Origin of the sequence: Streptomyces sp. NPDC051320 (assembly GCF_040682175.1) — a bacterium.
GTDB lineage: Bacteria > Actinomycetota > Actinomycetes > Streptomycetales > Streptomycetaceae > Streptomyces.
Genome location: NZ_JBFBAL010000001.1, coordinates 632301 through 657520 on the forward strand (window position 1 = coordinate 632301; position 25220 = coordinate 657520).

General features: G+C 70.1%; 24 protein-coding genes. 7 read left to right on the forward strand and 17 right to left on the reverse strand.

What is annotated here, in order from left to right; translation table 11 throughout:
• Positions 1 to 115: 115 nt before the first annotated feature.
• Positions 116 to 676, forward strand: a complete 561-nt coding sequence (locus tag AB0M87_RS03070; protein WP_365849594.1) for a PPA1309 family protein — start codon at positions 116 to 118, stop codon at positions 674 to 676.
• Between the two features lie 56 nt (positions 677 to 732).
• Here the strand turns inward: AB0M87_RS03070 and AB0M87_RS03075 are convergent, their stop codons facing one another.
• The 4 genes from AB0M87_RS03075 to AB0M87_RS03090 all read right to left on the reverse strand — a co-directional run bounded on the left by AB0M87_RS03075 (position 733) and on the right by AB0M87_RS03090 (position 3956).
• Entirely contained in the window at positions 733 to 1827 is a 1095-nt protein-coding gene (locus AB0M87_RS03075; RefSeq protein ID WP_365849596.1) for a PDZ domain-containing protein, read from the reverse strand.
• A gap of 85 nt (positions 1828 to 1912) precedes the next feature.
• Positions 1913 to 2083, reverse strand: coding sequence for a hypothetical protein (locus tag AB0M87_RS03080; protein ID WP_365849597.1), 171 nt, complete (start codon positions 2081 to 2083; stop codon positions 1913 to 1915).
• 178 nt (positions 2084 to 2261) lie between these two features.
• Positions 2262 to 2720: a molybdenum cofactor biosynthesis protein MoaE gene (locus AB0M87_RS03085; RefSeq protein WP_365849599.1), complete on the reverse strand. Its 459-nt coding sequence runs from the start codon at positions 2718 to 2720 to the stop codon at positions 2262 to 2264.
• Positions 2721 to 2843: 123 nt separating this feature from the next.
• Positions 2844 to 3956, reverse strand: coding sequence for an SDR family oxidoreductase (locus AB0M87_RS03090; protein WP_365849600.1), 1113 nt, complete (start codon positions 3954 to 3956; stop codon positions 2844 to 2846).
• Positions 3957 to 4198: 242 nt separating this feature from the next.
• On the opposite strand from AB0M87_RS03090, the gene AB0M87_RS03095 reads away from it, so the two are divergent.
• Both AB0M87_RS03095 and AB0M87_RS03100 read left to right on the forward strand, forming a co-directional pair.
• Complete coding sequence (locus AB0M87_RS03095) at positions 4199 to 5656, forward strand: zinc-dependent metalloprotease (RefSeq protein WP_365849601.1); 1458 nt, start codon at positions 4199 to 4201, stop codon at positions 5654 to 5656.
• On the forward strand, positions 5653 to 6192 hold the full coding sequence (locus AB0M87_RS03100) for an NUDIX domain-containing protein (protein ID WP_365849603.1): 540 nt from the start codon (positions 5653 to 5655) through the stop codon (positions 6190 to 6192). The genes AB0M87_RS03095 and AB0M87_RS03100 overlap by 4 nt, the downstream gene beginning before the upstream one ends.
• 93 nt (positions 6193 to 6285) lie before the next feature.
• Here AB0M87_RS03100 and AB0M87_RS03105 read toward each other — a convergent pair whose 3' ends face one another.
• From AB0M87_RS03105 to AB0M87_RS03120, 4 genes are all read right to left on the reverse strand, one after another.
• Positions 6286 to 7041, reverse strand: a complete 756-nt coding sequence (locus AB0M87_RS03105) for an AIM24 family protein (RefSeq protein ID WP_365849604.1) — start codon at positions 7039 to 7041, stop codon at positions 6286 to 6288.
• Between the two features lie 16 nt (positions 7042 to 7057).
• Complete coding sequence (locus AB0M87_RS03110) at positions 7058 to 7738, reverse strand: AIM24 family protein (protein WP_365849606.1); 681 nt, start codon at positions 7736 to 7738, stop codon at positions 7058 to 7060.
• A gap of 11 nt (positions 7739 to 7749) precedes the next feature.
• Entirely contained in the window at positions 7750 to 9354 is a 1605-nt protein-coding gene (locus AB0M87_RS03115) for a TerD family protein (RefSeq protein ID WP_365849607.1), read from the reverse strand.
• A gap of 119 nt (positions 9355 to 9473) precedes the next feature.
• Positions 9474 to 10070 (reverse strand): M48 family metallopeptidase, encoded by a 597-nt coding sequence (locus AB0M87_RS03120; protein WP_365849609.1) that lies wholly within the window; start codon positions 10068 to 10070, stop codon positions 9474 to 9476.
• Between the two features lie 197 nt (positions 10071 to 10267).
• Between AB0M87_RS03120 and AB0M87_RS03125 the strand changes: the two genes are divergently transcribed.
• Together AB0M87_RS03125 and AB0M87_RS03130 are read left to right on the forward strand one after the other, a co-directional pair.
• On the forward strand, positions 10268 to 11422 hold the full coding sequence (locus AB0M87_RS03125; RefSeq protein ID WP_365849611.1) for a ThiF family adenylyltransferase: 1155 nt from the start codon (positions 10268 to 10270) through the stop codon (positions 11420 to 11422).
• A gap of 41 nt (positions 11423 to 11463) precedes the next feature.
• The gene (locus AB0M87_RS03130; protein ID WP_365849612.1) at positions 11464 to 12855 is read left to right on the forward strand and encodes an AarF/UbiB family protein; all 1392 of its coding nucleotides are present in this window, start codon (positions 11464 to 11466) and stop codon (positions 12853 to 12855) included.
• Positions 12856 to 12962: 107 nt separating this feature from the next.
• Here AB0M87_RS03130 and AB0M87_RS03135 read toward each other — a convergent pair whose 3' ends face one another.
• From AB0M87_RS03135 to AB0M87_RS03150, 4 genes are all read right to left on the reverse strand, one after another.
• Entirely contained in the window at positions 12963 to 13292 is a 330-nt protein-coding gene (locus AB0M87_RS03135) for a hypothetical protein (protein ID WP_365849614.1), read from the reverse strand.
• On the reverse strand, positions 13289 to 13657 hold the full coding sequence (locus tag AB0M87_RS03140) for a WhiB family transcriptional regulator (protein WP_365849615.1): 369 nt from the start codon (positions 13655 to 13657) through the stop codon (positions 13289 to 13291). Before AB0M87_RS03140 ends, AB0M87_RS03135 begins: the two co-directional genes overlap by 4 nt.
• A gap of 131 nt (positions 13658 to 13788) precedes the next feature.
• Positions 13789 to 14085: a hypothetical protein gene (locus AB0M87_RS03145; protein ID WP_365849889.1), complete on the reverse strand. Its 297-nt coding sequence runs from the start codon at positions 14083 to 14085 to the stop codon at positions 13789 to 13791.
• 183 nt (positions 14086 to 14268) lie between these two features.
• Positions 14269 to 16464 (reverse strand): ATP-dependent DNA helicase UvrD2, encoded by a 2196-nt coding sequence (locus AB0M87_RS03150; RefSeq protein WP_365849617.1) that lies wholly within the window; start codon positions 16462 to 16464, stop codon positions 14269 to 14271.
• Between the two features lie 147 nt (positions 16465 to 16611).
• Here AB0M87_RS03150 and AB0M87_RS03155 point away from each other — a divergent pair, with 147 nt between their 5' ends.
• Positions 16612 to 16866, forward strand: a complete 255-nt coding sequence (locus tag AB0M87_RS03155) for a glutaredoxin domain-containing protein (RefSeq protein WP_365849618.1) — start codon at positions 16612 to 16614, stop codon at positions 16864 to 16866.
• A 114-nt stretch (positions 16867 to 16980) separates the two neighbouring features.
• On the opposite strand, the gene AB0M87_RS03160 is transcribed toward AB0M87_RS03155, so the two are convergent.
• The 5 genes from AB0M87_RS03160 to AB0M87_RS03180 are packed head-to-tail and all read right to left on the reverse strand — an operon-like array spanning position 16981 to position 24764.
• On the reverse strand, positions 16981 to 18252 hold the full coding sequence (locus AB0M87_RS03160) for an extracellular solute-binding protein (protein ID WP_365849620.1): 1272 nt from the start codon (positions 18250 to 18252) through the stop codon (positions 16981 to 16983).
• Entirely contained in the window at positions 18249 to 19457 is a 1209-nt protein-coding gene (locus AB0M87_RS03165; protein WP_365849621.1) for a hypothetical protein, read from the reverse strand. Before AB0M87_RS03165 ends, AB0M87_RS03160 begins: the two co-directional genes overlap by 4 nt.
• Positions 19454 to 20848: a vWA domain-containing protein gene (locus AB0M87_RS03170; RefSeq protein ID WP_365849623.1), complete on the reverse strand. Its 1395-nt coding sequence runs from the start codon at positions 20846 to 20848 to the stop codon at positions 19454 to 19456. Before AB0M87_RS03170 ends, AB0M87_RS03165 begins: the two co-directional genes overlap by 4 nt.
• Positions 20782 to 23061, reverse strand: a complete 2280-nt coding sequence (locus AB0M87_RS03175) for a tetratricopeptide repeat protein (RefSeq protein ID WP_365849624.1) — start codon at positions 23059 to 23061, stop codon at positions 20782 to 20784. Before AB0M87_RS03175 ends, AB0M87_RS03170 begins: the two co-directional genes overlap by 67 nt.
• Positions 23058 to 24764 carry a serine protease gene (locus AB0M87_RS03180; protein ID WP_365849626.1) on the reverse strand — a complete coding sequence of 569 codons (1707 nt, stop codon included), beginning with the start codon at positions 24762 to 24764 and terminating at the stop codon, positions 23058 to 23060. Before AB0M87_RS03180 ends, AB0M87_RS03175 begins: the two co-directional genes overlap by 4 nt.
• Positions 24765 to 24823: 59 nt before the next feature.
• Between AB0M87_RS03180 and AB0M87_RS03185 the strand changes: the two genes are divergently transcribed.
• A complete protein-coding gene (locus tag AB0M87_RS03185; protein WP_365849628.1) occupies positions 24824 to 25162 on the forward strand; it encodes a trypco2 family protein in 339 nt (112 codons plus the stop codon).
• Positions 25163 to 25220: the final 58 nt, after the last annotated feature.

Consider the following 25220-nt stretch of genomic DNA (forward strand, 5'->3'; position numbering starts at 1 on the left):
CTCGAAGTTCGCGGTCGTGTGGAGCAGGCCCAGCGATCGTAGAGCCCACTCATGCAACTTACTGAGGGTTTACTCAGTTCCCGCTTCCGGGGTGGAAGAGGGCAGGATATTGCCCATGCCCAACGTTTCTTCACCCTCAGGCCCTCCGATGGCCTCCAGTCCGCTCACAGTGGCGGTACTGGAGATCGACGAGTACGCGTCCGGCCTCGGCTGGGACCAGCCCGCGCGGCTCTTCGCACTCGTGGACACCGCGAAGCTGCGCAGCCAGGAGCCGGGCCTCGCCGCCCAGCTCGGTCTCGACAGCGACGAACCCACCGCTTCGCTGACCCCCGTGGAGCAGGACGAGATCCCGTCCACCACTCCGCTCGACGAATTCCTCGCCACGATCGCCTGGCCGGACGCGGTGGCCGGCTGTGCGATGACGGTGGAACGGCTGATGCTGCCGCCGTCCGCCGAGGCCTCCGTACCGGAAGGGATGGACGAGAAGCAGCTGACGGACTGGGTGGCCAAGCATCCGGACCGCCAGGAGGTACGGATGACGGTCGCGGTGCTCCGTGACGGCACCCGCGAGTCCGCGCTGCGGCTACGCGCGAAGGACTCCCCCAACGAGGTGCTCACCGGCTCGGAACTGGTGCCGGGCCTCGCCGAGGCGCTGTCGGTGACCTTCGAGACGTAACCGACCGGCGCCGCTCCGCACGGGGGCGCCGTGGCCCGCCGCGTTCGCGGCGCCTGCTACGTCGCCGAGCAGCTCGACAGCGAGGCGGTGTTCCCGGTGCGGATCTCGTCCAGCGCCTTCTTCGCGCCGTCCATGGTCTTCACCTTCACCAGTGTGAGGCCGGACGGTGTGTCGGCGGCCGCGGCCGAACAGTTGTCGGCGGGTGTCAGGAAGTACCTGGCGCCCGCATTGCGCGCCGCGATGAGCTTCATCTCGATGCCGCCGATCGGACCGACCACGCCCTTGTCGTCGATCGTGCCGGTACCCGCGATGAACTTGCCGCCGGTCAGGCTGCCCGGCGTCAGCTTGTCGACCAGGCCGAGGGAGAACATCAGGCCGGCGCTCGGGCCGCCAACATCGGCGAGCTTGATGTTGATGTCGAAGGGGAAGGTGTGGTCGGTGCCGGCCGTGATGCCGACGATCGCGCGGTCGGCGTCGGGGGCCGGGGCCTTTTCCGTGGTCATGGTGACCTTCTTGCTGCCCTTGGGCTCTTCACCCGCCTTCGCGGCGTCGGCCGCGGCCTTGGCGGGGATCACCGTGAAGACGACGTCCTGGCCGGGCTTGTGCCGGGTGACCAGCTTCGCCACGTCGGTCGGCTCCTTGACGGGAGTGCCGTCCACGGCCCGGATGAGATCGCCCGCATGCAGTTTGCCCTCGGCGGGGCTGTCCTTGACGACGGTGGAGACCACGATCCGGGACTTCACCGGAATCCCCAGCTCGGTGAGGGCCGCGACCTTGGCGCTCTCCTGGGACTCGCTGAACTCCTCGGCGTTCTGCTGGGTCGACTCCTGCTCCGTGGTGCCCTGCGGGTAGAGCGTGTTGTGCGGAACGACCAGGGTGTCGTGCGCGAGCCAGCCGTAAACCGCCTCGACCAGGTTCATGTTGTAGTCGGCGGTGGTCACCCGGACGGTCACCATGTTGAGATTCCCGGACGTCGGGTAGGTCTTGTGCCCGGAGATCTGCAGCACCGGCTTGCCGCCGGACTTGCCGAGCGTGTTCACCGTCGGCCCCGGGCTCATCTCCCCGTAAGGAACCGTGAAGAACACTCCGCCGCACAGCAGCGCGATCAGCACGAGCGTCGAGGTGAGCAGCGTCAGGGTGCGGCGTGGCATGGAACGACAGTACGGGACAGCTCTGTCGGTGCCTCGTCGGGGCCGGTTCGTCCCGGGGCCCATGGCGAAATCCGGGTCGCCGTGCTCAGAGCAGGTCCGAACCGGACCCGGCCTTCTCCATGGCGTCGCGGAACCGCGCATAGCCCGCGAGTTCAGCGCCGTCGCCGATCGCACGATGCCTCGCGGCCCAGGTGCCCCACACCGCCGCTCCGACCGCGGCAAAAAACGGAATCAGCAACCAGGCGAGTGCAGCCATCCCGACCTCCCGACCCCATGAACAGCCGCGTGCCGACTGATCAACAGATTAACCGTCTGCGGAGTCAACGCTCGCGGTAGGGGGGTGGTTACGCAAATCGGGCAATCGGACGAATCATCGGCCCAACGCGGGCGCTACGCCCAAACCCGTCACCAGTCACCCGGCCCGCAAGGCGGCGCTACGCGCCCACCCATTCCTCGGAACCGTCCGCGAACGTCTGGTGCTTCCAGATCGGCACTTCGTGCTTCAGGTCGTCGATCAGCATGCGGCACGCCTCGAACGCCTCGCCACGGTGCGGACACGAGACGGCGACCACGACCGCGAGGTCGCCCACCGCGAGATCCCCCACCCGGTGGACCGCGGCCAGTGCCCGCACCGGGAACCGGCCGGTGACCTTCTCTGCGATACGTCGCATCTCCCCCTCCACCGAGGGGTGGCAGGAGTAGCCGAGGGCTTCGACGTCGCTGCCGCCGTCGTGGTCACGCACGGTGCCGACGAACAGCGCGGTGCCGCCGGCCGCGTCGTCGCCGACGGCCCGGAAGACCTCGTCGAGGCTCAGCGGAGTGTCTCGAACAGCCAGCAGCCGGATGGGGTCCTGCGCCGCCTGCTCGCCCGGGTGGTCGTTGGTTGATGCCATGCCGCCCATGGTGCCGTACCCGCAGGCCGGCGCGGAATAGCGTTTTCGCCCGGCACCGATGACAGCCGGTTGGAGCGTCCTACAGAGCGGGCCCGGCGCACCCGCCTCGCGGGGTCAGCGGCACTAGATACGGCCGCGTCGCGCCTTGCGGGCCCGGCGGACCAGCGCTGCTGTGCCCAGCAGCGCGACGGTGGCGCCCGCGGCGCCCGCGGCCGTGGCGTCCTTGCGGCCCAGCCTGCGGCCGCCGACGGTGTACCGCCCGGCGACCTCTTCCAGCAGTTCCGCGAGCACCTCCTCATTGGTCCATTGGGGTCGCCACCCCGCGTCGTGCAGCCGGCCGACGCTCACCACCCAGGGGTGCATGGTGTACGCCAGGTCCCCGGCGGGGGACGGGGTCAGACCGATCCGGTGCAGCCGGGCCGCGGCGCCCAGCGCGACGGCGGACGGGAGTTCCATCCGGCGGATACCGCTCAGCGCCTCGACCTCGTCCTGCTCGAGCCAGCCGTCACAGCCGACCGCGAACTCGCCGTCGACCTTCTCCAGCGCGGCGTACTCCAGCGCGCTGACCAGGTCGTCGACATGGCAGAACTGCCAGGTCGGGCGGGTCCCCGCGACCACGAGCAGCCGGGGCGACTCGAAGTAGCGGGTGAGCGCGGTGTCGGTGCCGCCGACCAGGACGGCGGGCCGGACCACCGTGACGTTGAGGCCGGGATGAGCGCGCGGCGCACGACGGCCGAGCCGTTCGATCTCCAGCAGATCCCCGACCCCGGTCGCCTCCGCGGTGGCCCGCAGATCGGCGTCCTCGGAGAGCGGGATGTCGTTGTCGGGCTGCGCGCCGTACACCATCGCGGACGTGCACAGAACGACCCGGTGCACGCCGACCGCAGCGGCCGCCGTGAGGATCGTCTGGGTGCCGCGCACGTTGTAGGCCGTACGGGCGGCCGCGTCGGTCTCCAGATCCAGGTCGAGGGCCAGATGCACCACGACGTCCGCGCCCCGCAACTTCTCGGCGACGGCCGGGTCGCGCACGTCCAGGATGTGCCAGGTCGCCGCGGCGACCTCACCGCGGCGTTCGTCTATGGCCACCACCTGCTTGACCTCGTCCGACGCGGCCAGCCGCTGGGCGAGCAGCGCGCCCACGCCTGAAGCGGCTCCGGTCACCGCGACGACGGGTCCTCGGGGGGACTTGGTTGAGAGGTTTCGCGCTGCGCGAACCTGCGGATCTGGGGAACTCACCGGGCGTCTCCAGCGGTTGTCTTCAGTACGTACGCGAACTGACACGTACGGACCAGGTGGCGTCCATCCTGCCGCAGGCCCCGCCCCGGCGAAGCACTCAGCCCTCATCCGGCCAAAGTGTCAGGTGGACTACCGCCCGGTCGGACCCGGCCTGACCGGGTCCTCACCCTCTACCCTGGGTGGTGTTGTCGGGCAATCGCTGTCGGCCAGTCGGCCGACGGCCCTACGAGCCGAGGAAACCCGTGAGTGACACTCCATTCGGATTCGGCCTTCCGCCGGAGGAGCCGGAGGACGGCGACGAGGGCAAGAGCAAGGGCGGCCAGGGCGGCGGGCAGTCCCCGATGAATCCGCTCGGGTTCGGGCCCGGCACCGGCGGCGACAATCCCTTCGCGGCGATGTTCGGCTCGATGAACCCGAACGATCTGGGTGCGGCCTTCCAGCAGCTGGGCCAGATGCTCAGCTATGAGGGCGGTCCGGTCAACTGGGACATGGCCAAGGACATCGCACGCCAGCAGGTCGCCCAGGGCACCCCGGACGGCACCAAGGACACCAGTGTGGGCCCCGCCGAGCGTTCCGCCGTCGAGGAAGCCGTACGCCTCGCCGACCTCTGGCTGGACGGCGCGACCTCGCTGCCCTCCGGGGCCGGTACCGCGGTGGCCTGGAGCCGCGCCGAATGGGTCGAGGCGACCCTGCCGGTGTGGAAGGAACTCGTCGACCCGGTGGCCGAGCAGGTCGGTGCCGCGATGGGCGGCATACTGCCCGAGGAGATGCAGGCCATGGCGGGCCCGTTGCTCGGCATGATGCGGTCCATGGGCGGAGCGATGTTCGGCCAGCAGATCGGGCAGGCGGTGGGCGTGCTCGCCGGCGAGGTCGTCGGGTCGACCGATATCGGCCTGCCGCTCGGCCCGGCCGGCAAGGCCGCACTGCTGCCGCTGAACATCGAGGCCTTCGGCAAGGACCTGGGCATCGACAAGAACGAGGTCCGGTTGTATCTGGCCCTGCGCGAGGCCGCCCACCAGCGGCTCTTCGCCCATGTGCCGTGGCTGCGCTCGCATCTGTTCGGTGCGGTCGAGGGGTACGCCCGAGGGATCAAGGTCGACACCTCGAAGTTGGAGGACGTCGTCGGCCAGCTCGACCCCTCGCACCCCGAGCAGCTGCAGGAGGCGCTCCAGCAGGGCATGTTCCAGCCGGAGGACACCCCGGAGCAGAAGAGCGCCCTGGCCCGGCTGGAAACGGCCCTCGCACTGGTCGAGGGCTGGGTGGACGCAGTGGTCCATGAGGCCGCGAAGACCCGGCTGACCTCGGCGGACGCCCTGCGCGAGACGCTGCGCAGGCGTCGGGCCTCCGGCGGCCCCGCGGAACAGACCTTCGCCACCCTGATCGGCCTGCAGCTCCGTCCGCGCCGGCTGCGGGACGCCTCACGGCTCTGGGCCTCGCTGACCGATGCCCGGGGTGTCGACGGACGGGACGCGCTGTGGGAGCACCCGGACATGCTGCCGACCGCCTCCGACCTGGACGACCCGGACGGTTTCGTGCACCACGAGACGGCGGACTTCTCGGAGCTGGACAAGATGCTCGGCGAAGCGGCCGGCGGCGCGCCCCGGCCCGGTTCCGGCAAGCCGGACCTGGAGAAGGGCGACTCGGCAAAGGGCGGCCCGGCAAAGGGCGACAAGGACGACGAGGACGACGCCGACAAGTGAGCCTGCACAACGACGCGGTCAGGGTCCTCAAGAGTTACAACGGGCAGCGGCAGGGCGCGGACCAGGAGGAGCTGCGGCAGCGCTATCTGGACCACCTCGCCGCGCGCCCCGACGGCATGTGGAAGTCCTGCGAGGCGGGGCACATCACGGCCAGCGCGCTGGTGGTGGATCCGGAGCGCGGCCGGGTGCTGCTCACCCTCCACCGGAAGCTGCGGAGGTGGCTGCAGATGGGCGGCCACTGCGAACCGGGAGACACCGCGCTCGCCGCGGCGGCGCTGCGCGAGGCCACCGAGGAGTCCGGGATCGTGGGGCTGACTCTGCTGTCCGGGGGGCCGGTGACACTGGACCGGCATGCGATTCCGGCACCCTGCAACTGGCACCTCGATGTGCAGTACGCGGCGCTGGCCACGCCCGGAGCGGTGGAAACGATCAGCGACGAATCGCTGGACCTCCGCTGGTTCGATTACGACGAGGTGGCGAACGTCGCCGACAGCTCGGTGCGGCGGCTGGTGGAGCGCACCCGGGCAGCACTCTGAACCGCGGCCGGCAGCACGAACCCGCCGCTGACAGCGTCGAAGCGGATCTGAGGGGCGGCCCCGCTCGCGGGGCCGCCCCTCAGCCGTGCCCGGTCAGTTCCAGGCGTTGCCCTGGTTCTGCCCGTGGGCCCCGTGCTGGCCCACGCCGTACTGCGCGCTCAGTCCCTGCCCGATCTGTGCGTGCTGCGGCGGCATCACCTCGCTGGGCTGGACGAGCGCGAAGCCCTGTCCGAGGAAGCTGAGCTCCCAGCCCTCACCGGTGTCGCCGCGTCGGCGCCGTACGTTCGACGAGTGGGTCTGTGCCTGCATCTGCACCCGCAGCCCCGACGACCAGGCGACGATCGCGTCGGCGTCGGCATTGACGTACTTGTCCGGTGTGACCTGCATCATCAGGGGCTGCCCCGAGGTCATCAGCGCGACCTTGCCCTGCCCGGTGATGACGAGCTGGTACTTGCCGGAGCCGGAGATGCCGTACTGGCTGTCCACCGCGACGACCGTGTAGCTGAGGCTGGAGTCCATCGCCAGGACATAAGCGCTGTCCACCGTCAGGCCCTCGTGGTCGACGTCCACGATGTGCACGTGCTGCGCCAGATTGGCGAGATAGACAGTGCCCTGCCCGTGACAGCGCATCAGGTCGAGTCCCTCACCGGTGTGCGCACGCGCGCGGCGCTGGTGGTTCGACTGATACTCGGCATCGAATTCGATCAGGCCCTGGTAGGCGACCATCGATCCCTTGCGGGCGAGGACGTCGTCGTGCCCGGCCAGCGCGATCCGCAGCAGCTGTGAATTCTGCGCGGTGTACCGCTCCTGGGTCTGCTGTTCCGTGTAGTTGAAAAGCGGGCTCTGCATGATGTTCTGGCTCCCCTCAGTGCCGGATCCGCAGGCGGTCGGTACTGTCCTCGCTCGGCTGCACGACGACGATCCCCTGTCCGGAGAACGCCATCTGGTACGCCTCGCCACTGCCCCGCCCGATGAGTGAGGCGGCCTTGAAGCTGCGCTTCCCCTTCACCTTGAGGTTCGGGGACCAGGCGACCAGGGCATCCGGATCGACGTAGGTCTCGTCCTCGCCGCTGCCGCAGTTCACCACCAGCGGGGTGCCGCGCGAGGTGATGGCGACCCAGCCGGTCCCCGACACCTGGATGTTCCACAGGCCTTGGCCGGCGAGCTTCGCCATGCCCTTGACCCGCTCCACCCCCCAGGTGAGGCTCGCGTCGAGGGCCAGCAGATTGGTGCCGTTGACCGAGAGGGCGTCGTTGTTGAGGTTGATGACGACGACATCCGCACCGTAGTCGGCGAGGTAGAGCAGTCCGTCACCGGAACACTTCATCAGCGGCGCGCCTTCACCGGTGATCCAGTCACGGGCGATCTGGCGCACCGCGGGCGGGTTCGGTTCGTACTGGACGAAGCCCTCGTAAGCGACCATCGACCCGGTGCGCGCGAGGAGATCTTGACCGGTCTGCATGGCGACCTTCAGCATCTTGCTGCCGTGGTTCTCCATGCGGGCCGTGATCGGGGCCGGGGCGAAGCCCGCGAGTTGCTGATTCATGACGGGCTCCCTCAGACCTCGTACGGCTGGACGATGATGAAGTTTCCGGGGGCGCCCCGGAACTGGAGGTTGACGCTCTCGCCGGTGTCGCCCGGGTAGGCGTTGCGTCGCAGCCGTACCTGGCTGGAAACGATCACCTGGGAGGCCGATGACCAGGCGACGACCGCGTTGCAGTCGGCGAAGGTCGTCGGTGTGACCGGCAGGACCACCGGGGTGCCGTGCGTCTTCACCACGATGGTGCCGGTGCCCTGGAAAAGCATCGTGAACAACGCGCCGCCGGGGATGCCATGGCCCTCGATCCTGCGCACCTCGTACTGCAGGGTCTCGTCGAAGGCGAGCACATTCTCCGCCGAGACGCAGATCCCGTCGCCCTGGAGTTCGATGGGGTGCAGATGGGAGCTGTTCTCGGCGAAGAAGACCTGGCCCCGGCCGGTGCAGCGCATCAGCTGCATTTCCTGGCCGGTGGCATTGCCCACGATCCGCCCCGCGAAGCCGGCGCCCTTGTAGCTGAAGTCGACCTTGCCCTGGTACATCACCATGCTGCCCTGGCGGGCGAGTACCGGGTTACCGGTGACGGTGAGATCGGCCCGCATGAGGTATTTGTTCTGCGGAGTCCACCGCTGCCCGGTGTCGGTCTCGCGGTACTTCTCGAAGGCCGCGTGCAGGCCGGGGCCCGCAGCCTGTGGCTGCTGCTGACCGTACGGAGCGGCCTGCCCGAACTGCGGCTGCTGGGGTGGCTGTCCGTAGGGGGCCGGGGCTCCCGGCGGCTGAGCCTGGCCGGGCACCTGCCCGAACTGCGGCTGCTGCGGCGGCTGTCCGTAGGGAGCGGGAGCGGGCGGCGGCACCGTCCCACCCGGCATCTGCATCGGCGCGGCGATGGTGGGCGCCGCGTGCACCGATGGCGGCGCGGGGGCGGGCGGCTGCGGGGGGCCGGCGGGGCCACCGAACGAGGGGGCCGGTTGCGCGGCCGGGGGCGGCGCGGCCGGAGCACCGAAGGAGGGGGCCGGAGCGGGGGGCGTGGCGGGAGCGCCGGAGGCGGGCACCCCGAAAGCGGGCGGTGCACCTTGCGGTTGCGGCGCCGGCTCCTCCTCGGCCACCTCGCCGCCGAAGTTCTTCAACAGCGCGTCGAGTCCGCCGTCGAAACCCTGACCGATCGCGGCGAAGCGCCAGACGTCCTTGAGGTAGAAGTCCCCCAGCATGACGGCGCGCTCGGTGGTGAACTCCGAGCCCGTGAAGGCATAGCGGACGACCTCTTCACCGCCCGCGACGATGCGGATGTAGCCGGGGCCGATCTGCGACATCTGGCCCGCGCCGTCGATCGTCGCGGTGAAGGAGAGCTTGTGGATGCTCGCGGGGATACGGTCGAGTGTCACCCGGAACGACTCGGTGTCACCGGCCTGGGCACCGAGAAGCTGAACCGACTCCTCCGGGGACTTCGGCTGGTTGAAGAAGATGAAGTACCGGTCGTCCGAAAGCTGTTCGTCGGCGTCGAGCCCGAAACAGCTGATGTCGAAGGTCAGTCCGGCGCCGGCGATCTGCACACCCACGTACAGATCGGTGCCCGCCGTGAGGTCACTGATCTTGGCCTTGTGGCCGCGTTGGAATTCCCTGGCCATACGAAACGACCGTCCCCCATCCCGGAATGCGATTACGTCGAGCCAGGCTAACGGCAAACACCGACATCCGGACGAGCCGGTGTCCACCCGGTACGCAGACGGTACAGAGTCACTCAGCGTCACTCGTCGCGCGCGGCAGGCACATGCGGGAGCCGCACGGCCGCCGCCACACCTTCGAGATAACCCCGGGCCCGCTCGGTGCGCGGATACGCCTCGAGGAGCTGCCAGAAACGCGGGCCGTGACCCGGCACCAGCAGATGGGCAAGCTCGTGCAGGAGCACATAGTCGACCACGTACTCCGGCATGCCCTGCAGGCGGTGCGAGAGCCGAATGCTTCCCTCGGCGGGGGTGCAGGAGCCCCACCTGGTGTTCTGATTGCTCACCCACCGCACCGAGTCGGGGCGGGCCCGGCCCTCGAAATACTGGGCGGACAGCCGGTCGGCGCGCTCTGTCAGCTCCGCATCACCGAGGACGCGTTTGCTCTCCTGGGCAGCGAGCTTGTCGAGCATCACGGTCACCCAGCGCTGCTCCTCGGCTTCCGACATGCGCGCCGGAATCAGCACGATGGTGCGGTCGCCCTCCCGGTACGCGGAAACCGTCCTGCTGCGCCGGGCACTTCTGCGCACCTCGACCGCGCTCGTCGCCGGGCCGCGGGGAGGCTGGCTCTTCGTGCGGCGCGGTGGACTTCCGGCGGTGTGCAGAGGGTCGACGGACACGCTTCGACGTTACCCGCTGTCAGTGCGGGAAGTCCCGCCCCCGGACTGCGGGAGCTTGATCCATTCCACGGTGTGCACCATTCGAAGTACTAATACACCACCCTTGTGGATAACTTTCCGCACCGTCTGTGATCTCCCGCCATTCTGACAACAGGCGAGCGCGACAAGGACTCGTCCGAAGCGAACGGGGGACAGTGATGCATCCGATGGTGAAGCCCGCGCTGCGACGCGCATGGCGGGACAGGCAGTCCGTGCAGTTCGGGGTCACCCCGGACCGGGCGGTCGTGCTCGGCCCCATCGACACGGCGACCGGTTGCCTGCTCGATCTGTTCGACGGGACCCGCGGACTGGAACTGCTGCGTCAGGAGGCCCGCGCGCTGCATCTGCCCGAGGGACAAGCGGACGAGTTGGTAGCCCGGCTGACCGCCGCGGGACTCATCGACGACGCCTCGGCCGGCGGACCGGCGGCCGAGGCACTGCGGAAACGGGCCTCCGTCGTCGACCGGCTGCGCCCGGACCTGGCCTCGCTCTCCCTCGTCCATCCCGAGCCGGGCGACGGTACGGCCAAGCTCGCCGCCCGACACGCCATACGGGTACAGGTGCGGGGCGCGGGCCGGGTCGGCGCCATGCTCGCGACGCTGCTCTCCGCCTGCGGTGTCGGGCACGTCGAAGTGCTGGACGGCGGCTGCGTCGAGACCTGGGACCTGGCACCCGGCGGATTCCCCGAGGAGTCGGCAGGCGATCGCAGGGACGCCGCGGCCCGCCGGCTGGTGCGGCGGGCCGCGCCGGCCCCACCGCCCCGGACATGCGGGGCCGGCGGGGCAGCCTCGAGCGGCACGGACGGCGAGGCCGGGATCTCCCTGATCGTCGTCGCACCGCGGGATGGTTTTGAGGCGTATGTCCCGGATCCGTCCCGCGCTGCGGACTGGATCTCCGCCGGTATCCCACACCTCTATACGGGGGTCGTCGAAGGCACCGGTTTGGTCGGGCCGCTGGTGCTGCCGGGCGGGACGGCGTGTTCTCAGTGCCTGGCCCTGGGACGGGCGGAGCGTGATCCGGGGTGGCCCAGGATGGTCGCACAGTGGCGCTCGGGGCGGCGCGGCCCCGCCCCGGCCTGCGATCTCGCGCTGGCCACTACGGTGGCGGGGCTGGCCACCGCGCACGCCTTGACGTTCATCGACGGAGACCTGCCTGCCTCCACGGGCACCCGGTGGGAGGCATCACTGCCGCTGCTCGACTGGCGTTCGATCCGGATCGGCCCCCATGCCGACTGCTCCTGCGGTGCGGGCGGGCACACTGAAGGGGAGTACCTCTCGGAGGCCGGGGCTCCGCACGACACAATGGCCGGGTAACCGCCGTACGCTCCACGGCAGTCTGGGATTTGGAGGGGCGCATGTCTGATCTTCCCCGGAAAGCGGTCACCCGCACGGCCAAGCTGGCCGCGCTCCCACTGGGCTTCGCCGGACGTGCCACCTGGGGCATCGGCAAGCGGATCGGCGGTAAATCGGCGGAGATCGTGGCGCGCGAGCTGCAGCAGCGCACCGCGGAGCAGCTCTTCCGAGTGCTGGGCGAGCTGAAAGGCGGGGCCATGAAATTCGGGCAGGCCCTCTCGGTCTTCGAATCGGCACTGCCCGAAGAGGTCGCGGGCCCCTACCGCGCCGCGCTCACCAAGCTGCAGGAGTCCGCTCCACCCATGCCGGTGAGCACGGTCCATGCCGTGCTGGCGGAACAGCTGGGCACGGAGTGGCGAGAGCTGTTCGTCGAGTTCGACGACAAACCGTCCGCCGCCGCCTCCATCGGCCAGGTGCACCGGGCGGTGTGGCACGACCGGCGAAGCGTCGCGGTGAAGGTGCAGTATCCGGGCGCCGGTGAGGCGCTGCTGTCGGATCTCACCCAACTGAGCCGCTTCGCGCGGCTGCTGGGTCCGCTGATCCCCGGCATGGACATCAAGCCGCTCATCACCGAGTTGCGCGACCGGGTGTCGGAAGAACTGGACTATGAGCTGGAGGCCGAGGCCCAGCAGGCACATGCGGCGGAGTTCGCGGACGACCCCGACGTGGTGGTCCCCGAGGTGGTGCATCAGAGCGACCAAGTGCTCGTGACCGAGTGGATCGACGGGATCCCGCTGGCCGATGTGATCACGGGGGGCACGGTCGGAGAGCGGGACCGGGCCGGGCAGCTGCTTGCCCGTTTCCTCTTCTCCGGACCGGCCAGGACCGGTCTGCTGCACGCGGATCCGCACCCCGGCAATTTCCGCCTGCTGCCCACGGCCGACGGCGAGGACTGGCGGCTGGGTGTGCTGGACTTCGGGACCGTCGACCGGCTGCCCGGCGGGCTGCCCGACACGATCGGCAGGTCACTGCGGATGACCATCGAGGGGGAAGCCGAGGCCGTCTACGAACTGCTCTGCGAGGAAGGGTTCGTCAAGGAGACCATCGATCTCGACCCGGAGTCGGTGCTGGAGTATCTGCTGCCGATCATCGAACCGGCGCAGGTCGATGAGTTCACCTTCACGCGTGGCTGGATGCGCGCTCAGGCGGCCCGGATCGCCGATCTCCGCTCCCCTGCCCATCAGTTGGGAAAACAGCTCAATCTGCCGCCCTCCTATCTGCTGATACACCGGGTGACGCTGAGCACTATCGGGGTGCTGTGCCAGTTGGGTGCCACGGTCCGGCTGCGTGACGAACTCGAGAGGTGGATGCCCGGGTTCCTGCTGGAGGAGGCCCCGGAAGCCGAGGAGGAGGCAGAGGAAGAGGAATGCCCGTCTGCCGAGGCGCGCGTCTGATCCTTCCGCGACGCGAAGCCCGAGCGCCGGCAAGCACCGCGAAGCACGAAGGGGCCGGTCGCGATCGCGACCGGCCCCTGGCTCTTCTTCACAGCTCTTTCCGGTGCTTACTGCATGACGGCCATGGCCAGCGCACGACGGGCTCGCAGCGAGACGCGCTCGGCGCGGCGCTGCATCCGACGGGCGGCCAGCAGGCGCAGCGCCTGGCGCTCCATGTCGGCTTCCCGGCGGCGCTCGTGCATATGAGCACGAGCCATGGCTTCTGGGATGAGTTGCATCTCAAGGGTCCTGTTCTGATGCGACGCGGTCGCGCCGATGGTGGTGACGACTGGGGTTGCGGAGCCGGACGGCTCACTGGTGGAAAAGGTCATCGGGTCCTGCTTCTGGGGATCGTGCGTGTGGGGGCGGTCAATCGTTCCGAGGCCGTTGAGTTTCATGCCGCGACCGGGTTCTTGCGCGGACGGCCACGCGGCCGCTTGCGGGCGACGACGACACCCTGGACGAAGAGCTCGCCACCCCAGACGCCCCACGGCTCGCGCCGCTCCTTGGCGCCGGCGAGGCAGGCGTCGACGAGCGGGCAGGTACGACAGAGGGACTTGGCGTACTCGACGTCGGCGGGGGTCTCGGCGAAGAAGACCTCCGGGTCGTAGGCCCGGCAGGGCACGGGCACGTCGAGGTTCTCGATGGCGTCGTCGAGCACGGTCAGCGCGGTGAGCGGGAACACGGTGGGGTCCTCCGGAGCATCAGGGGGCGGGAGCGTCTGCGAGGGCGGTACGGACGGGGCGTGTGCTTCGGTTTGCACGGTGATTTCATTCCTCGTCTGGTTGTTCCGGTCTGTTTGACCGGAGGTCGTCTGGTGGCCCAGTACAAACAAAAGGGCCGCGGATCCCGGGTGGGGTTCCGCGGCCCTGAAGGCGCCTGCCTGATGCTGTATCAGACTGGATCACTCCAGGGTTCGAGCCCACGGAAGGCCCACATCGTGTGATGCTGCGTTTCCTGCTTGCCGAGTCCGGCACCGGTCGCCGCGAACGCATAGCCCTCGGGCGCCACGATCGCTACTGCTGCTGCCGGTGCCTCGGTCGGTCGCTCATTGCGCTCCCGGACGGGAAGGCTCGCAAAGGAGACAGAGCTGACGGCAGACATGCCGGACAGTCCGGTCCCGGGGAGCGAGGCGCCGAGCAGGCAGGTGGCGACGACCGAGCGGTCGGTCATTTTGGTGAACTTCGTCATGGTTGCCACTGGTCTCGCCTCCTCTCGGCGTCTCGGGGACAGTCGGCCCGAGGGCCTCGTCCCATACGTATTCGGATGAATTACAGCACAGAATCAGGGCTTCAGAGAAGTCGCTGTTCCCGTGGTTAAGAACCTAAGGGGGTTCCTGGGGCGCGCGCAAACTATTTTTTCGACGAGTTTCGGTCAGTCTTCGCCGCCCTCAGCGACAAGCTCCTGACCTGCACACATCGTCAGGACGTCGGCGCCGAACCGGGCAATCTTGCGGGCACCGACGCCGGCGATGCCGGTGAGCTCGCCCTCGGTGGACGGCACGGCCTCGGCGATCGCCATCAGCGTCTTGTCGGTGAACACACAAAACGCGGGCTGCCCGATCTTCCCGGCCTGGACCGCACGCCACTCGAGGAGCCGCTCATACAGTCGCTCGTCCATGTCCGAGGGACAGTCCTCACAGCGCATCAGCTTCATCTCACCGGCGTCGGTCAGCGTCCTGCCGCACACCCGGCACCGCACCGGCCCGCGCTGCCTGCGGCGGCCCGTGCTGCCGCGCTCGATGCCACCGGCGCCACCACCACCGCCGCCACCCGCGCTGCCGCGCAGGCTCCCCGACGCCGCCGAGCCGGGTCGCAGACCGTTCAGAAAGCGGCTGGGCCGGCGGGAGGCCCGGCCACCGGGCGACCGGGACAGCGCCCAGGAGAGCGTCAGGTGCAGCCGCGCCCGGGTGACGCCCACATAAAGCAGTCGCCGTTCCTCCTCGACCTGTTCATCGGTTTTGGCGTAGGTGATCGGCATCATGCCCTCGGTCAGCCCCACCAGGAACACCGCGTCCCACTCCAGGCCCTTCGCCGCGTGCAGCGAGGCCAGCGTGACGCCCTCGATGGTCGGGGCATGCTGCGCCGCAGCGCGCTGATCCAGCTCGGCGACGAGGTCCGAGAGGGTCGCCCCCGCCCTGGCCCGGGCGAAGTCCTCGGCGAGACGCACCAGCGCCGCCAGTGACTCCCACCGGTCGCGGACCGCCCCGGAACCCGCGGGCGGTTCGGACCGCCAGCCCTTGGTGCCGAGCACCGCCCGCACCTGGGACGGCAGGTCCACGGCGTCGTCGAGCAGGGGGTCGTTGCCGCCGGCCCGCGCGGCCCCCCGCAGCGCGACACCCGCCTCCCGCACTTCGGGACGCTCGAAGAAACGCTCGGCGCCGCGCAGTTGGCAGGGCACCCCGGCATCGGCCAGCGCCTGTTCGTAGACCTCCGACTGGGCGTTGATGCGGAACAGCACGGCGATCTCCGAGGCGGGCACCCCGGCGGCGATCAGATCGCGGATCCGGCGCGCGGTGCCCTCCGCCTCGGTCGGCTCGTCCTGGTACTCGGTGTAAGCGGGATCGGGGCCGGGGTCGCGCTGCGAGACCAGCTCCAGACGGTGCTCGGCGGCGCGGCCGCTCGCCTGACCGAGCAGACCGTTCGCCAGGTGAACGACCTGGGGGGTCGACCGGTAGTCGCGGACCAGCTTCACCAGGGTCGCCTCGGGGTGGCGGACCCGGAAGTTCAGCAGGTGTTCCGGGGTCGCGCCGGTGAAGGAGTAAATCGTCTGACTGGCGTCGCCGACGACACAGAGATCGTTCCGGTCACCGAGCCAGAGGTCCAGCAGCCGCTGCTGGAGCGGGCTCACATCCTGGTATTCGTCCACCACGAAGTGCTGGTACTGACTGCGGACCTGTTCGGCGATGTCATGACGGTCCTGGAGGATGCCGACGGTGAGCAGCAGCACATCCTCGAAGTCGATCACTCCGCGGTCGTGCTTGAGCTGTTCGTACATGGCGTAGATCTGCGAGATCTCAGCGGGATTGCGCGGCGCCTCACGGACCGACCTGGCGATCGCGGCCGGATAGTCCGCGGGCACCGTCCGGGTGACCTTGCACCATTCGATCTCGCCCGTCACATCCCGCAGCTCGGTGCGGTCGAGCCGGACACCGCAACGCGCCGCCGCCTCGGCGACCACCTGGACCTTGCGCTCGAGCAGCCGGGGAACCGTGCCACCGACCGCCTTCGGCCAGAAGAACTGGAGCTGACGCAGCGCGGCCGAGTGGAAGGTCCGCGCCTGGACCCCGCCCGCGCCGAGCATCCGCAGCCGCCCGCGCATCTCGCCGGCGGCCCGGTTGGTGAAAGTGACGGCGAGCACCGTGGCGGGCTGCAGGATCCCCGCACGCACGCCGTAGGCGATGCGGTGGGTGATCGCTCGGGTCTTGCCCGTGCCGGCCCCGGCCAGCACGCAGACCGGTCCGTGCAGGGCGGTGGCGACCTCGCGCTGCTCGGGGTCGAGCCCGTCGAGCACCGCGTCGGCCGATTCGGGGACCTGCGGGAAGAGGGAGGAGTGCGTTGCTGCTGTCACCCCGCCATGCTGCCAGGTCGCAGGAGGCGCACGGGTCAGTTGTCCACAGGGCACCCCTCGCAGTCGTACGAATACGGGAATGGCGGCAGCGCCGCCTGCGTTCTCCCGTCGGAAGAAGCAGCGAAACAGCAGAGGAGCGCGAGAGACATGCCGGGCACTGTGACGATGTACAGCACCACGTGGTGCGGCTACTGCCGTCGGCTGAAGGGCCAGATGGACCGCGAGGGCATTGCGTACAGCGAGATCAACATCGAGCACGACCCGGACTCCGCGGCCTTCGTCGAGAAGGCGAACGGCGGCAACCAGACCGTGCCCACCCTGCTGATCGTCGGCTCCTCGGGCGCCGAGTCGGTCATGACGAACCCCTCGCTGGCCCAGGTGAAGCAGGCACTCGCAGCCTGACTCGGCTGCCCCCGGCCCGACCCCGGCCACCCCGCCCCGACCCCGGCCACCCCGCCCCGACCCCGGCTGCGCGCAGGCCGACCCGGCCGCCCGCCGCCGGCCCGGCGTGGCCCCTTACCCGGCCGGGCTGCCGCAGACACTCGTGGCGGGCAGCCAGTCCGCGCCGGAGAGCCGCTTGCGTTCGGCCTCCAGCTGTCCCAGGGGCGCGTCCGCCAGGCTTCGGTGGGGCGCGCTCAGGAACTGCAGGACGGCGTGCTGGAAGGCGTCCCGCAGGGTGGGCGGCATGGTGTCGGACGCGTCGAAGCACAGCAGCCGGGTCGGCACGCTGCCGGTGCCCCCGGTGAGGGTGGTGGCGACCCGCTTGCCCACCCGGTCCTCGGGCCGCGGGTCCGCCGCGCTGGGGAAGTTCGGCTTCAGCTTCTGCTTGGCCTGGTTCATCCAGGTGGTGCGGCCCTTGGTCCCGGAGAGCCGGTTGAGCAGTTCGAGCGCCGCCGGGCTGTCGCGGAACACCGCGGCCATGTCGGCCGACACTTCGTAGGCGTCCTGGTTCCTGCGCAGCTGGGGGACGGCGTCGGCGGACGGCTCGAAGTCGGTGTCGGGGCCGTAGAGGTAACGGATGAACGACCCCTCGTGCTCCTGGGTGCAGGTGCCGGTGTCGAGCAGTCCGGTGCCGCCCTTCCCCTCGTACGAGGTGTCCAGAGCGCTCCGCCCGTCCTGCCCCTCGATCAGTGCGGCCCAGGTGCGCCAGGCGTCCTTCATCGCGTCGCTGGTCCAGGAGAGCTCGCCGTTGGCCCACTGCTCGTACACCTGCCACCCCGAGCGGTGCAGCAGGATGTCCTCGATCCAGTCGGTGCCGGGCCAGCCGGTGGTGGCCTGTGAACTCATGCCCAGGCACCAGGTGTGCGGTGTGACGGGCTGCGACCGTTTGCTCCACACCAGGCTTTTGAGGTCCACCTTCAGCGGCACCCAGTAGGTGTGTCTGCTTCCGTTGACGACCAGTTCGGGTGCCCACGGCGGGTAGGCCTTGCTGCCCAGCTCCCCGGTCAGCGGGGTCAGCACGCCCTGGTGTGCGTATTCGGACAGCTCGCCCTGGCTGTTGAGGATGGCCACGTCCGGCGGCGCGCCCGCCTCCAGCTGTGCGACCAGTGTCTCCCGCAGCGAACGGGTGCCCTGGTAGGTGTAGGTGTACGGGGTGCCGTTGTCGAGCAGGTCGAGGGTTTGGGTGAAGGCCGCCGCCTCGTCCCCCGTCCACGGGCCGAGTACCACCACCGTCTGTTTGCCGTGGCTCGAGCAGCCGCCGCTCAGGGCGGCGAGCACCAGCAGTGTCGCGGACAGCAGCGAGCGCAGTCCGGCCCCGGAGCACCACGGGCGACGATCGCGGATCAATGGAACTCCTCCCGGCCCGGTACCCGGACGTAGTCACGCCGGTAGGCGAGCAGCGCCCAGCCGGTGGTCGCCGCGCTCAGCAGCCCGACCGGCAGGATGAAGCCCGTCACCGCGGCCCACCCCGCGCTGTGCGCCCGGTGCATGGAATCGTCGATCGACCGCTGCAGGATGTCGATGGGGTCCGGCACCACCGGGGTCACGCTCGCCGGATTCACCCGGGCCAGTTCTCCCTCGACGGTCTGTCGTACGGCTGTCTGCCCCTGGTGGGTCTGCACCGTTCCGAGGACCAGCACCGGCAACGCCAGCAGCGGCAGCACGGCGGCCGCCAGCGGAAGGCTCAGCAGCCGGAATCTGATCCGCAGGAAGTTGAGCGTGCGGAGCAGACCGATGGCGAGCAGCACGCATGCGACGCCTGCCACCGCGGCGAGGACCATCGGCCCGGTTCCCCAGCCCGCCTCGTCCGCCAGGTCTGCGCGCAGGCTGCGTTCCAGGGAGTCGATCCGGTCCTGGATGGTGGTCGCTTCGTAGCCGCGGGCGGTCGACTCGGTGCACCGTGCGGTCTGCGGGGTGCTGCCGGTGGTCTCGCAGAGCATGCTCAGTGCGTACAGCAGGTAGGCGCTGCTCAGCGTGGAGTCGGCCCTGCTGCGGTCGGCCCGGCCGACGTAGTCGTTGTAGTCGATGACCAGGCCGGACACGACTTGCAGGCCCTGGCGCTGGGCGGCGTTCAACGCCCTGGTCTGGGCGACCTTGTTGAGGTTCTGGGTGGCCCTGGTGATCAGGCCCCGGTAGTTCTGGTCGAGGCCGACCAGCGAGGGGCCGCTGAGCGCCGATTCGGCCTCCTTCTGCGCCTGCGCCAGAGAGACTTCGGCACGGGTCAGGTCCACCAGGGCGGGGGCGCTCTCTTCGCTGACGTGCGCGGAGTCGCCGTGCACCCCTCCGTAGGACATCGACAGCGCGCCGAAGGCGATCACGGTGAGCAGCGGCAGCACGACCAGCCGGTCGCGGAGAAAGTCCGCGGTCCTCCCTTCGCTCACCGGCGCCAGACAGAGATACCGTCGCAGCACGCCGCCCGCGTCTTTCAGCCCCTTGCCGATGGCCTGCGCGACGACCGGTCCGATGCCCTTGCCGAAGTCATTGCCGATGTCGCTGTCGCTGTCGCTGTCGCTGTCGATGTCGGGGCCGACGGGCCGGGCCGGGCTGTTCACCGGTGCCACACCGTTCGGCTGGTGCGGATCCTGGCCGCCTCGATGTCGAACGGCCGGATACGGTCCAGGAGTTCGGCCTCACCGTCGTCACCGGGCGTGATCAGTTTCGCCAGGTGTTCCTTCATGGCGTCGTCACCGACCTGGCAGGCGAGCCGCCAGGCCCGTCCGAAGGCCCGGCGGGCGGTTTCGGGGTTCCGGGTACGCAGGGCCGCACAGCCCTCCTCGAAGACTCTGACCAGTTCCTCCTGATGCAGATAGTGGCCGACGGTGGGGTGCACCCTGCTGTAGAGCCCGTGGTCACCCGACCAGCGGACCAGGACCGCCTCCGAAGGCGGCAGCGCGACCGTGGGGCGGGCGGCCTCGTCGCGGGCCAGTTCCACCTCGGTGAGCATCTGCTCCGAGCCCGGTGGTTCGTCGTCGTGGGAGACGCTCAGCGACAGCAGGTACGAGCGGGTCTCCTCCCCCCAGGGCGCCGTGGCGAACTCCCGTACGCAGGGGCTCTCCGCCACCGTCCGTAGGTCCTGCCGGGTCGGGTGGACCTGGCCGATGGAGGTCAGTTCGACTCCCGTGCGCCCGTAGAGGCGCAGCCGCAGGCCGGTCAGCGTGCGGTCGGCGGCCTCCCGGGTCAGGGTGCGTAACTCCTCGGTCAGCAGGTCGAGTCGCTCGACGGCGTGCGCGGTGCCGTGCAGCCGTCCGGTGATCAGCAGTAGTTCCTCGGTGGCCCAGGCGTCGCCGATACCGACCGCGTCACAGGTGAACTCGTCGACACAGTCGGCGAGATGGCCGGCCAGATCCTCGGGCGTTTCGTAGCCCGGCTCGTTCCTGCCATCGGTGAGCAGCAGGGCATGGCATACGAAGCCGGTGCCGTCACCGGGCAGTCGCGCGAAGAGCTTTCGGGCATACGCCAGCCAGCTGCCGATCGCGGTGCCGCCGCCGGGGTGACAGGCGCGCAGGGCTTCCTCGGCTCCACGCCGGGTGGCGTCGTCGGCGACCGCCATGACTCCCGAGCCGGGCCCCGCCTGCGACGGCACCGGGTAGACGGCGGACGCCCGGTCGCGGCCGGCGACGACCGCGAACCGGGTGCCGTCGGGCAGGGCGTGCACGGCCGCGGCTGCCGCGTCCCTGGCGGCGGCCATCCGGGCGGGCGGACTCACCATCGAGGAGGAGTGGTCGATGAGGAACACCACGGCGTGCCGCGGCGGTTCGCCTGCATCGGCGGGCGGGCCGACGGCGCGCCCGGCGGTGCGCTGGACGGTCACCGTGACGACCGCGTACATCCGGGCCGTGGTCCCCGCGTCGGGCACCGGGAGTCCGGCGATCTGGCTCACTTCGAGGAGGGCCGTGAGTTCAGCCCGTCCCGCAGCCGCTGCCGGTACGTCTTCCCCAGCCATGGGCGTCTCCTGTCGTGGCGGAAGCCCAACGGGCGGACCTTGTTGGCCCGGTCGATGAGCGCGTCCGCGATCTCGTTGCTGTCCGGGAGGTCGGAGCGTCTGGCCTGCTCCGCAAGGCCGCGGTAGAGCAGCGAAAGGGTCTCCTCCAGTTCCTTGCGGTCCCTGGGCGCGGTGAGCCGCTCGTCGAGGCCGGCGGTGAGTTCCCCGATGCTGCGGAACGGCGCGCGTTCCAGCACCGTCTCCCAGAGTTCCGCCTCCAGCCGGCGCCGGGCCCGCGGATCGGTGAGGCCGTGCTCGTGGAAGAGCGGACCCAGCCGGTGCAGGGCATCCTTGAGCGCCTCGTCGTCCGGGTCCAGCGGGTTGCGCGCCCGGGCAGCCTTGATACGGACGATGGCGGTCCTGGCCGCGGTCAGATGGCGTGAATGCGCCGGTACGAGTTCCAGTGCGGCCAGCGCGTCGGCCAGACCCTCGGCCCTGACGGAACCCAGCCGCACCCGGGCGTAGCCGAAGGCGGCGCCGCCCAGGGAGTGGTTGCGCCGGCGCACCGCATCGTAGAACTCCAGCGCCTGCGGCCACTCCCGTTCCTTTTCCGCGCAGTACCCGAGGACGAGTTTGGGCGCGTACTCGCCCGGAATGGCCTGGTAGATGCCGTCGAAACGGCGGCGGGCGCCGGTCAGGTCGCCGCGTGCCAGGGCGAGCAGTCCCAGATGCCAGTCGATCCGCCAGTCGTACGGCGCCCAGCGCGGGTCGATGGAGCGCCGGGCGCGGCTCACCTCCGCGTACGCCAGCCGGATCGACCGGGGGTCGTGGTCGTTGACCGCGCGTGCCATATGGAGGCGGCAGCGCAGCAGATGGAGTTCGGTGGAGGAGTCCCACCCGCCGATGCGCTGGAGCAGCGCCGTCGCGTCGTCCTCGGTGAGGCGGTCCAGTCGGGGTGCGTTCAGGTCGTAGGGGTCGCTCCTCGGTACGGGAAGTCCGCACGCCACCTCGCTGGGCGAGGGCGGCACCAGCCCCGGCGAGGTGGGGGCGTACGCACCGCTCGCCCAGCTGTTCAGGGGCGGCGGTGAGCCGATGGTGCCGTCGAGGGCGTGAGCCGACTGGACGAAGAGCGGTGACGGCTCGAAGGATTCCTGCTCGGTCCGCAGGGAGCGCAGTTCACGCAGCACCCCGCGCAACTGCAGCGCCATCTCGTCGGCGGTGGCGAATCGGGCTCTGCGGTCCTCGTGGGTGGCCCGCTGCAGGGCCCGGCGCAGCGATTCGGGGCCGAGTCCCTTGGCACGCGGGGCTGCGGCACTGAGTTCACGCAGGGTCACTCCGAGGCTGTACAGGTCGTCCTGGAAACGGGTCTCGCCGCGCGTACCGACGCCGGGGGCGCGGAAGTCGTCCGTGGTTGGGCCCTCGGCACGTTCCCGGCGGACGCTCCCCACGTCGACGATCTTTATCTCGGTACCGCAGTGCATGACGTTGTGCGGTTTGAGGTCGCCGTAGACCTTGCCCTTCTGGTGGTGGAGATAGCCGAGGGCGTTCAGGATGCGGATGCCGTAGGCCAGTACGAACTCGTGGAACCGCGCACCGCCGAACGCTCCCGGGTCCTGCACGACCCGGGCCCTGACCTCCTCCAGGGTCAGCCCGTTGGCGTACTCCAGCACCAGGAACTCACCGGCGGGTTCGTGCCGTCCGTAGTTGAACACCCGGATGATGTCGGGATGGTTGAGGCCGACCAGCTCCTGGCGTTCGCTGGTCATCGTCTTCTCCCGGAGCCTGATCAGCTCCCGGTCTCCGCTGCTCATCGTCCGGCCGTCGCGCTGGTGCAGGATCTTGATGGCCACCGGTCGATTCTCGAGGCGGGTGTCCTCGGCGAGATACACCTCGCCCATACCGCCGTAGCCGACCTTTCTGATCACCCGGTACTGGCCGGCGAGCGTACGGTCGGGGCCGAGGCCGAGTCCTCGCAGGCCTGCCGCGTCGGAGGGCTGTACGAGGCGCGCCACCGGTCGTACTTCGGGCAGGGCGAGCGGGTCGTCGTCCTTCTCCTGCGGCGGTGGCAGCACCTGGGCGGCCTCGGGGACCTCACTCACCACGGGCCGGGACGGCCCGGTGCCGGCCGAGTCCGTGTGCCGGCCGGTGTCACGGTCGACGCGCTTCCCGGTGCGCTGGCAGAAGCCTCCGGGGGTGACCGGGCTACCGCAGCCGGGATGCGGGCAGGGGGTCATCGGTCCGTGTCCCTTCCTTCTGCCCGGTCGGTGTCGGCCGACCCCGCAGCACCCGGTGGCCGCTTCGCGTCGAGGATCCGGTGCACGGTCCGCACGAAGGTACGCACCGCCTGATCGGCCTTCCCGAGGTCGCTGGGGCCCTCGGTGAGGAGTCGTTGCGCCGCCGTGTAGTCGCGCACCGCGTCCGGGTGTTCGTCCTGCGCGTGGACGCCCAGCCGGGCCTGCGCGACCCCGAGCAGGCCGCGCAGCCGCAGCATGGTGTCCAGGGCGGCCTGCAGCGTGCGCTCGATCCGTTCGGCCCGGAGCAGCGCCTCCTCGGTGGCCTGCTCGGCGTGCGACAGCTTCTCCAGGATGTCACCGCCCCGCCTGTGTTCGGCGGCCAGTTGCACCGTCCACAGCTGGGCGGCGGCGCCGTGCCGGGAAGGCGGGGCGGGGAGCGGGGTGACGCGGGGAGCCAGCCGCCGGTGCAGCTCTCTGACGCTGCGTTCGGTTTCCGAGAGGCGGTCGGCCCGTTCACCGAGCCGGGTGAGCCACTGCAGGGCCCGGTCGGACGGCAGCAGCTCGCCGGTGAGCGCGGGCTGCGGGCCGTGCAGGACGAGTAACAGCCGGGTGCCCCGGCCGTGGAGAGCGCGCAGCAGTTCCCCGACCCGGCCGGGGGCGGCCGCGGCCAGGTCGGGTGCGAACACCACGACCGCGGCGAGGTGCCGTGGCGACTGCGGGTTCAGGGCCTGCGCAAGCTGTTCGGCGTTCATTCCGGCCGCGGCCACCGCGAGGCTGATGGAGCCGGGCCTGGGCACCGTCCCGTCGTCGGACTGCCGGGTCTCGGCGGTGGAGAGCCCCGGCGAGCGCTCCCGGTCGGCCAGATTGAGCGTGGTACGCAACGCGATCGCGGCCTCCCGGTCGTCCTCGCGGACGAAGACCGTCTCGATGTCCCAGGTGCCGGGTTCGCCGTGCAGCCAGCGGGTCACCGTGCGCTGGACGCCCAGCGGTCTGCCGGTCCGGGCGCCGTCGGGCGCGATCAGGAGGTCGTCGGGGATGACCGTGAGGCCGCTGATGTGGCCGGCCACCAGCGGGAGATGACCGGCGATGGTCGCAGCGGGGATCATGTAGAAGTGGAAGAAGTCGGGCTGGGTGTCGTAGACGGCGACCATGATGCCGAGCAGCCGGCCGCTCCCCGTCTCGGTGACACCGGCCCCGCTGAATCCCCGCGGGTCCTGCTCGTGGAAGTCGACCGGGTTGATCTGCACCCAGTCGTCACCGTGGCCGCCGGGCCCCTTGAGGACCGCGTCCACCCAGAGGCCGCCCGAGCGGCCCCGGGGAAATCCGTCGATCGCCACGCGGGTGTCGTACGGAGCCGGGTCGCGGTCGAGCACCACCGTCGATTTCACCGGGGCCGATGCGGTGAGCCGCAGCAGCGCGAGGTCTCCCACGTCGTTGCCGTGGCGCTCCACCCAGTGGCCTTCGAGCACGGTCGCGGTGCGCCACTGGCCCTTCGACGGGCCGGTCAGCAACGGGAATTCGACCCGCACCGTCGACTTCGGCCCCGGGATCACATGGGCGCAGGTCAGCACCAGGTCCGTACCGAGCAGCACTCCGGCGCCGAGCAGTCTTCCCGGCGTTCCCCCGGAGAGTTCCTCGCGCAGACGAAGGCGCCAACTCTGTTGTTCCACGGCATTGTTGAGCTGATCCGCTACCCCCTCCATGCTTCCCCAGAGTAGGCGCTGCGGGCGACAATGGGGCCCGAGCCGCACAAGGGAGACGCATGGAGAACGGGACGAATGACACGTCGGGGATCGGTCTGGCGGATCTGATCAGCGAGGTTCGGGCCGAACTGGAGGAGGCGCAGCGGCGCGTCGGAACGAGCAACCTGCGACTCGGAGTGCAGAAGGTCGGCCTGGAGATCACCGTGCAGGTGGGCCGGGAGCTCGGTGGTTCAGGGAAGCTTCGGCTGGGCGTGGTCACCGCGGGGGGCGGCGGCTCGGTGACGCGCGAGAACTCCCACCGCATCCAGATCGAGCTGGAGATCCAGGACGCCGAGCACAAGCCGCAGTGGATCCCGGTGAGCCGCAACGACACCCCGGCGGGGCCACCGGCCGGTTGACGGCCCCGGCTCGGCCCGACGATCCCGGGCCGGGCATTTCGGGCCAATCGGGACATTC